At 47.1% G+C, this 8055-nt stretch carries 11 protein-coding genes; 2 read left to right on the top strand and 9 right to left on the bottom strand.

The features are described 5' to 3' along the window. The coding region (locus ABES02_RS29720; RefSeq protein ID WP_430141635.1) for a hypothetical protein at window positions 1–195 on the bottom strand (195 nt) is incomplete at its 3' end. 477 nt (window positions 196–672) lie between these two features. On the opposite strand from ABES02_RS29720, the gene ABES02_RS29715 reads away from it, so the two are divergent. Beyond that, window positions 673–1533: an ATP-dependent DNA ligase gene (locus tag ABES02_RS29715; protein ID WP_430141633.1), complete on the top strand. Its 861-nt coding sequence runs from the start codon at window positions 673–675 to the stop codon at window positions 1531–1533. A 78-nt stretch (window positions 1534–1611) separates the two neighbouring features. Here ABES02_RS29715 and ABES02_RS29710 read toward each other — a convergent pair whose 3' ends face one another. From ABES02_RS29710 to ABES02_RS29675, 8 genes are all read right to left on the bottom strand, one after another. Continuing rightward, entirely contained in the window at window positions 1612–2133 is a 522-nt protein-coding gene (locus ABES02_RS29710; RefSeq protein ID WP_430141632.1) for a hypothetical protein, read from the bottom strand. Further along, window positions 2099–2773, bottom strand: a complete 675-nt coding sequence (locus ABES02_RS29705) for a DUF3990 domain-containing protein (protein WP_430141630.1) — start codon at window positions 2771–2773, stop codon at window positions 2099–2101. The genes ABES02_RS29710 and ABES02_RS29705 overlap by 35 nt, the downstream gene beginning before the upstream one ends. 87 nt (window positions 2774–2860) lie before the next feature. Further along, window positions 2861–3757, bottom strand: a complete 897-nt coding sequence (locus ABES02_RS29700) for a zinc-ribbon domain-containing protein (protein ID WP_430141627.1) — start codon at window positions 3755–3757, stop codon at window positions 2861–2863. A 122-nt stretch (window positions 3758–3879) separates the two neighbouring features. Next, the gene (locus ABES02_RS29695; protein WP_430141624.1) at window positions 3880–4317 is read right to left on the bottom strand and encodes a hypothetical protein; all 438 of its coding nucleotides are present in this window, start codon (window positions 4315–4317) and stop codon (window positions 3880–3882) included. Window positions 4318–5062: 745 nt separating this feature from the next. Further along, window positions 5063–6037, bottom strand: a complete 975-nt coding sequence (locus ABES02_RS29690; protein ID WP_430141622.1) for a DNA adenine methylase — start codon at window positions 6035–6037, stop codon at window positions 5063–5065. Window positions 6038–6148: 111 nt separating this feature from the next. After that, a complete protein-coding gene (locus tag ABES02_RS29685; RefSeq protein WP_430141621.1) occupies window positions 6149–6409 on the bottom strand; it encodes a hypothetical protein in 261 nt (86 codons plus the stop codon). Window positions 6410–6489: 80 nt separating this feature from the next. Continuing rightward, a complete protein-coding gene (locus ABES02_RS29680) occupies window positions 6490–6699 on the bottom strand; it encodes a hypothetical protein (RefSeq protein WP_430141619.1) in 210 nt (69 codons plus the stop codon). A gap of 100 nt (window positions 6700–6799) precedes the next feature. After that, window positions 6800–7516 carry a hypothetical protein gene (locus ABES02_RS29675; RefSeq protein WP_430141618.1) on the bottom strand — a complete coding sequence of 239 codons (717 nt, stop codon included), beginning with the start codon at window positions 7514–7516 and terminating at the stop codon, window positions 6800–6802. A gap of 315 nt (window positions 7517–7831) precedes the next feature. Between ABES02_RS29675 and ABES02_RS29670 the strand changes: the two genes are divergently transcribed. Next, window positions 7832–8055: hypothetical protein (locus ABES02_RS29670; RefSeq protein WP_430141617.1), on the top strand; the 224-nt coding region annotated here is incomplete at its 3' end.

The raw sequence follows: 8055 nt of genomic DNA, 5'->3' as shown, positions 1-8055 counted from the left end.
CGGCTTGCCGGGATGGCGTTCTCGAAAGAGAAAAGTCACCATTGCACGGAGAGGTTCGGTGTGGTTGGCTATAATGACCGATTCGAAATACGTCCGGATGTCGCTCGTAGAAAACGACAGGAGCAAGCGCCAGCGCCGCAGCACCGGCCTGCGAATCAAGCCCCGGCCTTTTGCTTCTTCGAGTCTTCCCACCATGGGTTTTCTCTTTCGAGAGGTTTTCGCTTCTCGGAATCACTTCGCACGGCCAGAAGGGCCGGGAGGTCGCGCATTTGGGCGGCCTCCGGTCTTGGCGGCCACAAGAGTATCCGAAGCCACCGCCGCGCGGCGGTGGCTTCCATTCGGGCAGCGCCCGGCCTTCATGCCGGTTAGTGCGCGCGCAACGTGCGCGTCCTGGCCGGTGCGGTCCTGGATTTGGATCCGGAACGGGCAAATGCAAATAGAGCTGCAGCTGCAGCTCCTTACAATTTGTCCATTAGGGTATTCTATTTTCATCGGAACGCAAAGGAGGAGAAGAAGGCCAATGGAATCTACCGGCTTTTAGGTGCTTGCACCTGCCGGTGGAGTCGCTTGGCGTTCCCGACTGAACGAGCTGGGGGATAAAAATAAATATCACCTTCATTTACCACTAAAAAACACCTTCCCGGTCCTGTACACTAAGATTAGGTGATGACCATGAAAATTTCGCCCATGCTTTTAGAAACGGCATCAGAGGCGGCAATCAATGATCCAAATGCAGTCGTAGAGCCTAAAATCGACGGACACCGGTTGATGTATACGCAGCAAAACGACAAACGCCAGCTGTATACACGCCATGGAACTATCGTTACGAATCAATATGAGGAGCTTTTGGATTTAAAACTATCGGGAGATTTTTGTTTGGACGGAGAAGTATGCATGACCGATCCGGAAACCGGCAAAGTAGATTTCGAGCTTATCATGGAACGCTTCGCTTTAAAGAAAAGCGATAAAATAAAAAGAGCTGCAGCTGCGCGGCCGGTAAATTATATCGTATGGGATATTCCCTACTACAAAAAAGACTTAACAAAACTTCCCTTAACCGAACGGAGGAAAATATTAGAACAAGTCCTGCCTCCCCATCCCCTAATCCAAATCATCCCTCAGTTTGACGGCACACAAGCATCCAACCTATTTGAAATCGTCAAACAGCAAAAGCTTGAAGGTTATACAATAAAGAAGAAAAATTCCCTCTACGTTTCAAAAAAGTCCCCGGAATGGCTAAAGGTGATCCGCTGGGAATATGAATCTGTGGCCCTCGTTGGATTCGATAAAAAAGAATTCGGATGGTTAACTGCAGTTGAAGAAAACGGGAAATATCGGCCGGCCGGGATCATTCGCCTGGGAACAAATCCGCAAGCAAGAAAAACATTCTATGCCAAGAGCAGACCATTCATCATCGGAGAAAATGACAAATACGTATTTTTGGATCCGCACATAAAAGCACTCGTTAAAATCCGGAATTGGACGCGAAATAAAATGCTTCGGGATCCGGTATTTTGCGAATTTATCACATGAAGCAGCTAACGGGCCACACAAACCACCTAACGGCCCATAAAATACAAATTATGGGCCGTTAAAATGAAAAGAGCCGACTTAATTATAGTCGGCCCTATTTCTTCTTTCCTTTTCCAACCTTCGCCATTCTTCGAGAGAAATAACGTCACCTGTCACATAATCCATGGTCTGTATGTCAGTCAAATCTAAACTGACATAGAAAGTTCCCCATCTTACGGTATGTGTCGGATGGCTTTCTCCCACATACATCGCCACATACGGCTTCCCTTTAATAACGAATACGCCATCGGGCCTTATTGTCATCGGCGTATTTTGAGTCTCTAAGAATTCGAGAAATGACTTTATTTCTGTCACATTCTCAAGCAAGTAGTTACTAATATTATCCATCCACGCTTGCCCCGAAGTTCCCGAGCGGTAAGCATCATCGAACATCTCTGCAAAGGAATTTGCGGATTCATGACCATCATTGAGCAGCTGTAAGATATCCATGTACTCATTAACGATATCGACAGCCGATTGTTGATCTCGCCCATAATCCTCTTTGAGAATTTCGACGATATGCTTTTCAAAGTAATCCAAATCTTGATAAGTACGGATCATCGATGCCATGATACATCCACTCTCCTTTTTCGAGTAAATAACAACCTTCAAGCTCTAAAGCAGCGTTCATGTCCTCGCTGCAGAAGTTATATTGATTCCCCAGCTGATCCATTCGTAAAGGCACTCCGGATTCTTTGCGCTGAATATCATCATAAAACATATCGAACGTATAGGAGTCATCGAATTTAAATTGGGATACCAGCTTATTTGTAGAATTATCGGCCATATAGCCAATCACAATATCCGGATCCCAATCCAGCGCAGGGAGACTTTTCTTGGTTTGCAACCGATTTTCCAAAATAAATTGTGCCCAGGTACGAGAAGCATCCGTAAACATAAGAATTTGTGGATTACGAACCTTCGTTAAGTCGAACTTGATTTGTAATACACAAGCTCTATAATGATCCGATGAAATATGTTCATACCTGGCTCTTTTAATCGGCGCTCTTTCGGCCCATTCCTTTGACTGTTCAAATAAGTGAGTGGTATAAAAGCCTAAACCGAAGTCTTTGCCATACCCCCAATAATTTCGATTAAGCATTTGTTGGGAAAACCCTTTTAACTCATCGCTATTTATTTTAAGGCTTGTCCCATGGTATAGCTTTTCTGGCAGCACAATTTTTGCAGAATAGCAGCTCAATTCCATGCTCCTCAAGTACACCCTTTCATCTCATTATAGCATTCCATTTTAGATTTATTCATTCTTGCCCAGCGGCTTCCTTCCCGGTCATCCATCATTATGGCTTGAAGCATTCAAGTGCTGAAGCTCTCTATGGCTCATTTCGTCAAACCACTCGTTATAATGCAGCTTCCAATCGATTGTTTCTTGTGATTGACCGGGATGCCATTTTTTCTTTCCAGCGCAATAAGGACAATTCGTCTTATTTTTACTTCTATTGTTTAAGGAAGTAATCCATTCATGTTCTCTCGTTGTTCTGCAAAGCCACCATACTCGTAATGCCTTTCCAGGCGTAACTTGAAAAGGGGTCAGTTCGCCGTTTTTCGTCGGATGCCATTCTTTTGCAAGATCAGGAAGAACGGTGGCTAAACAATTATCGAAACAAACGAGTCGGCCCGCACAGTAGGGACAATTTGACTTCCGGTTCGTCCGGTTATCAATAGAAGCCGGGTAGGAGTGGCCTTTTGGAGAACATTTCCACCATACTTTCATCTTTTTTACTGCATGTACCTTATCGGGTGTAAGATCGCCGTTTTTCTCCATGTCCCACTCAGCCGCAATCTCCGGAAATTTACTTAGCAGGCTATTTTCGTCGGTCAATCTGTTTCCGCTACAATAAGGACACCCCCTCCCAGCTATCCGATTATGAACAGTCATGTCATACGTATGATCGCAGGGGCATGTCCACCAAAATAATTCGTCGGCATTCGGGTAAACGTCATAGGGGGCTATAGATCCGTTACGCTCATAATTCCACTCTCTTGAAACTTCCGGATAGAGCGCCCCTAAACTTTGACTTGGGTCATTCACCTTCCTGGACTTCGTTAGACGATGCTCCCTTAAAAATCTTCGATAGTGTAGAGAGCAAAGCTTATATTTCCTAACGTGCGCCGGTCCTCTGCATACGCTGCATCTGTCGTCTTCTTTCATGTACTTGATCGCCATAACTCACCATCCTATATTTCAGTCTTCTTCTGAAACGATAAGAAGGAAAAGAAGCTCAATAGAAATCTAGCGGCTCTTGGGGCTTACCCCGAGAGCCGCTAGATCCTTTGCTTTATTCCGTATCATTGACCAACGATTTCAAGTTTTCCTCTTAATACTTCCTTTGAAACTTCATTTGTAAAAATCCCGATTCCGTATACATCGTCCTCGGCTTCACTAACAAGAACAAATTCAACGTATTTGCTCGGCAGATTAATAACATCTAGCAAAGCAGCTTTCGTTTGTTCATTAATTGGAATAATTGCAGTTGCACCATACGTCCCCTCAAAATCAAGCGGAGATGTGACAGACAAACCAATAGAGTTTCGTCCCGGTAGATGGATTGGCATTACGCCAGGGCCGCCATTTGCTCTATTTTCGGTTCGAATACGGTCTAGCTTGCTTTGCTCTACCTTCACAACTATCATGAGCTGGTTATCATCAACATCAACCATGATATTCGATTCACCGACTTTAATTTCAGCAGCCTTTTCTTTATAAAAATCTTCATACGTTCTCATGTTTGACCACTCCTTTTCTTAACATTATATATTCACTGTAATGGTTCATTTTTCCTGCATAATTCGACACATTTTCCATACAAGGAACGAAATGGATTAAGTGTTTAGTGAGCGGATAAGTCCCCCCGGCCGTGCCGGGAAGACAAAGCACAGCTGCAGACTTCCGGCTGGCCGTCTGCTTCCTACGGCACTCCCTCCTTTCTCGATGTGCGGGCTTCCTCGATCCCGGCCGGGCCGGTAGTACAGCGCTCCGGTCACTCGGCGGCGGGCCGCGCCAGGAAGACAAAGCGCTGCTGCAGGCTTCCGGCTGGCCGTCTGCTCACGCGGCAACTTCCTCTTTGCTCGATATGCGGGCTTCTTCGATCCAGCCGGGGCCGGTAGCGCAGCGCTCCGGTCACTCGGCGGCAGGCCGCGCCATGAAGACAAAGCGCTGCTGCAGACTTCCGGCTGGCCGCCTGCTCACGCGGCAACTTCCTCTTTGCTCGATATGCGGGCTTCTTCGATCCCGCCGGGGCCGGTAGCGCAGCGCTCCGGTCCCTCGGCGGCAGGCCGCGCCAGGAAGACAAAGCAAAGCTGCAGACTTCCGGCTGGCCGTCTGCTTCCCACGGCACTCCCTCCTTTCTCAATGTGCGGGCTTCCTCGACCCCGGCCAGGCCGGTAGCGCAGCGCTCCGATCCTTCGGTGGTAGACCGCGCCAGCGCTGCAGTAAGGTACGACAAACAATTGGTGCTTTACAGTTCAATGATCAAAGGGAGTATACGCGACTGAAATATTCAATGGTAGGCAACATGTACATTTCTTCAATCAAGGGGTGTTTGTCATAGCACAAAATAATATCCGCGCCAGGCATTCCTTGATAAAGCGACTCTAAGAGAACGTTCAATTTGATATGTTCATCGCGGTTGTAGTAGCAACGGTATAGTTGTTTTCCTATAGTGTAAGGTGGATCCAGAAAGATAGTCGTTTGACTTCGCCAGTAATATTCCTCGATTAGCTGGCAAGCGTCTATATTGAAAAGTGTGATGCGTTCGCTAACGTTGTGAATGCGCTGGATCCGTTTGCAAAGATCATCCGGATTCCACCGGGATAACAAGTCATGTTTGCTACCGGCGCGGCCCCCTAACGGATTCGCCTTGTAAATTCCGGAATAGGCTAACCGGTTGACAAGCAGCTGCGCCCAAGCAGCTTCAAAGATCGTGCAAGAAGAATAATCGGATTTTAGAACGGCTTGACACGCAAAAAAATCATCATGACTTGGAGCTTTGGACCGAATGCGGTGGATCAGCTCATACGGTGCATGTTTGATCGTCCAGTAAAGCGCGTAAATCCCGAAATCAAGATCATTCAGTACCAGCTCATCTACAATCCCGGCCATCAGTAAAGCAAGCTCGACACTAGCCCCGCCAGCATAAGCGCCCACCAAAGTCCGAGTCGATCCGGATTGCATTAGCGAATATATGTAAGGAATAATTTTGGACTTGCCTCCTGGATACCTGAGCGGCGATGCGCGTTTATTCATAGAAACATTAACTTTAGGAATCAGTGAATTTTCCCCTTGGTCATCTTCCAAGATGAGCGTAAACCGATGCTCATTAGCCGCGTCCGGATCAAGATAGGTATATCCGTCACAACAGGAACACCAAAAGCCGTTATTAATGGGGTCATATTCCGCTTCTTCGGAATCCTCATCATTACCGCAAAAACGGCATATATACAGCATCTTTATACGTACCCCCTATTTATAGTTAACTTTTCTCTCTTGAATTTTGATTTTCCGGAGCTTACGGCCTCCGGATGCCGATCTTATGAAATCCCTGATGGTACTTCCCTCTTATATGGAGGAACATAGCGCGGTAAGTGGTAAAGATCGAATCCGTCTTTCAATTCTTCGGGATACATCCGTTTCGCGTGCTGGATAAAATCTTTTGCCGACTTCCAACCCATTGCTACCAACGTGTCCGTTAGGTACAACATAAAAGAATTGCCGAAACTCGCCGGTTTCCGTATTCACTTCGATGACTTCATTGTAAGCTGAGTATTTTTTCCGGTATGTCCTTACCATCGGCGCTTCTTTCTTCATTTGCTCATTCATCTTCGATCCGCTCCTTTTTCGTGAATGGTTTTGATCGTTCCACCTGGGAGCCGGTGAATCCGGCTCCCAGGTGGCGCGGGCTAGGAATAGCTTTCGGCCTTACGTAAAACGTTTTTGATGTGCAGCTGCCGGAACCAGGCGCGAAACTCGGTCGGGTCAATGAATGCCTTTTTCCACGGTCCAAACTCGTCGGCCAGCTCGGCGTGAACGGATCCGTCATTATTAGAATGGGCCAATATATTCAGCAAGCCGCCTGTCGTAATCACTGTCGCATAAAAATTGAACTTCATCCGTTGTACCTCCGTTCTTAAAGGGAATGGAACCCCGGCCCCCCTGGGGGACGGGGCGCTTTAGGCCGCTGATTAAGCGGCCCAGCCATTTTCACTTCACCTACCGCGCCGCTTCGTAGGCCATACAGTTAGGCCGATAGTTCATGTTTTGAACGTAGCAGCTGAATTTATTGCAAAGCGTTTCTAAGCTGTCCCATGAATCTTCCGAGTAATAAACGCATAATTTTCCGGTGTACTTGTGCTTGCTCACGGCGTGAAAGTACGTATTGCCGCGCGTGTCAGCCAAGATGATTCGGTCGCCTTCTTGGATCAGTATGTCAGTCGGCGTATGAATCCGGAAGGAATAAACCTCGTTGATCGGTACGCGCTTGACGTATCCCTTTATTTCCCATAATGGGGTTGCCCGGTAGATGCCAAGCGTTTCCCCTGCCTTCCGCTCCGGATGCAACTGCTCCGTCAATTCCGTCCAAACATGAACCGTCTTGATCTCGGTTCCATATTTCAAAATTTTGCGAAAAAAATCCGTATCATATCCCTTTGTCAAATCCGCAATAAAAAAAGGTGCATCCGGGCAGAAGCTTTTATCTAGCCATTCCAGGAAAATAGCCTTATAGCTTGCTCTGTATTGCCCTCCCTCTTTCACGCCCACAATCAGCATTTCCCCTCGCTTTAGCTCGTTAATGAAGTTCGGACAAAAATCTCTCAATACCGCATGAGTACCCAATTCTTTTAAATTCTCATCGTTAAGAGCTTGTACGTATCTCCAAGTTTGGTTTCCAAAATTAATTAAGAACAAGGCGACATTTGCATTTTTCATCGTAAAACCTCCATATTATCGATATATTTTTTATTTTCGATTGACTTTTTAGGTCAAATCGAATATTCGGATTCGCATGCGGCTCTAGCCCGAGCGGCGATGAGCGGAATGCTTTAGGGCTTGATGAGCAAAACCCGCCGCCAGCTGGCAAGCGCAAAGCGTATGAAGTTTTCAAAGAGCTGAACATTCGTATTTCGAAGCGGTCAAGCCGTTTTTAACCATGCCGGTTCTCGGAGTGCAAAGGTCTGACCGGCTCTGCCGGGATGGCGTTCTCGAAAGAGATAAGCCACCTTTGCGCGGAGAGGTTCGGTGTGGTTGGCTAAAATGACCGATTCGAAATACGTCCGGATGTCGCTCGACGAAAACGACAGGAGCTATGCGCCAGCGCTGCAGGAACGGTATGCGAATCAAGCCCGTTGCCTTTGCTTCTTCGATTTGGCCCACAGAGGTTTTGGGGTTGGGTTTGTTTTTCGAGAGGCTTTTTCTTCGTGGAAATGGCTTCGCACGGCCAAAGGGGCCGGGAGGTCGCGGATTTGGGC

Source organism: Neobacillus pocheonensis (assembly GCF_050477905.1).
In the GTDB taxonomy this organism is placed as follows: domain Bacteria; phylum Bacillota; class Bacilli; order Bacillales; family Cytobacillaceae; genus Neobacillus; species Neobacillus pocheonensis_A.
The sequence above is the reverse complement of the archived record's forward strand: the minus strand, read 5'-3'. Positions and strand labels throughout refer to the sequence as shown.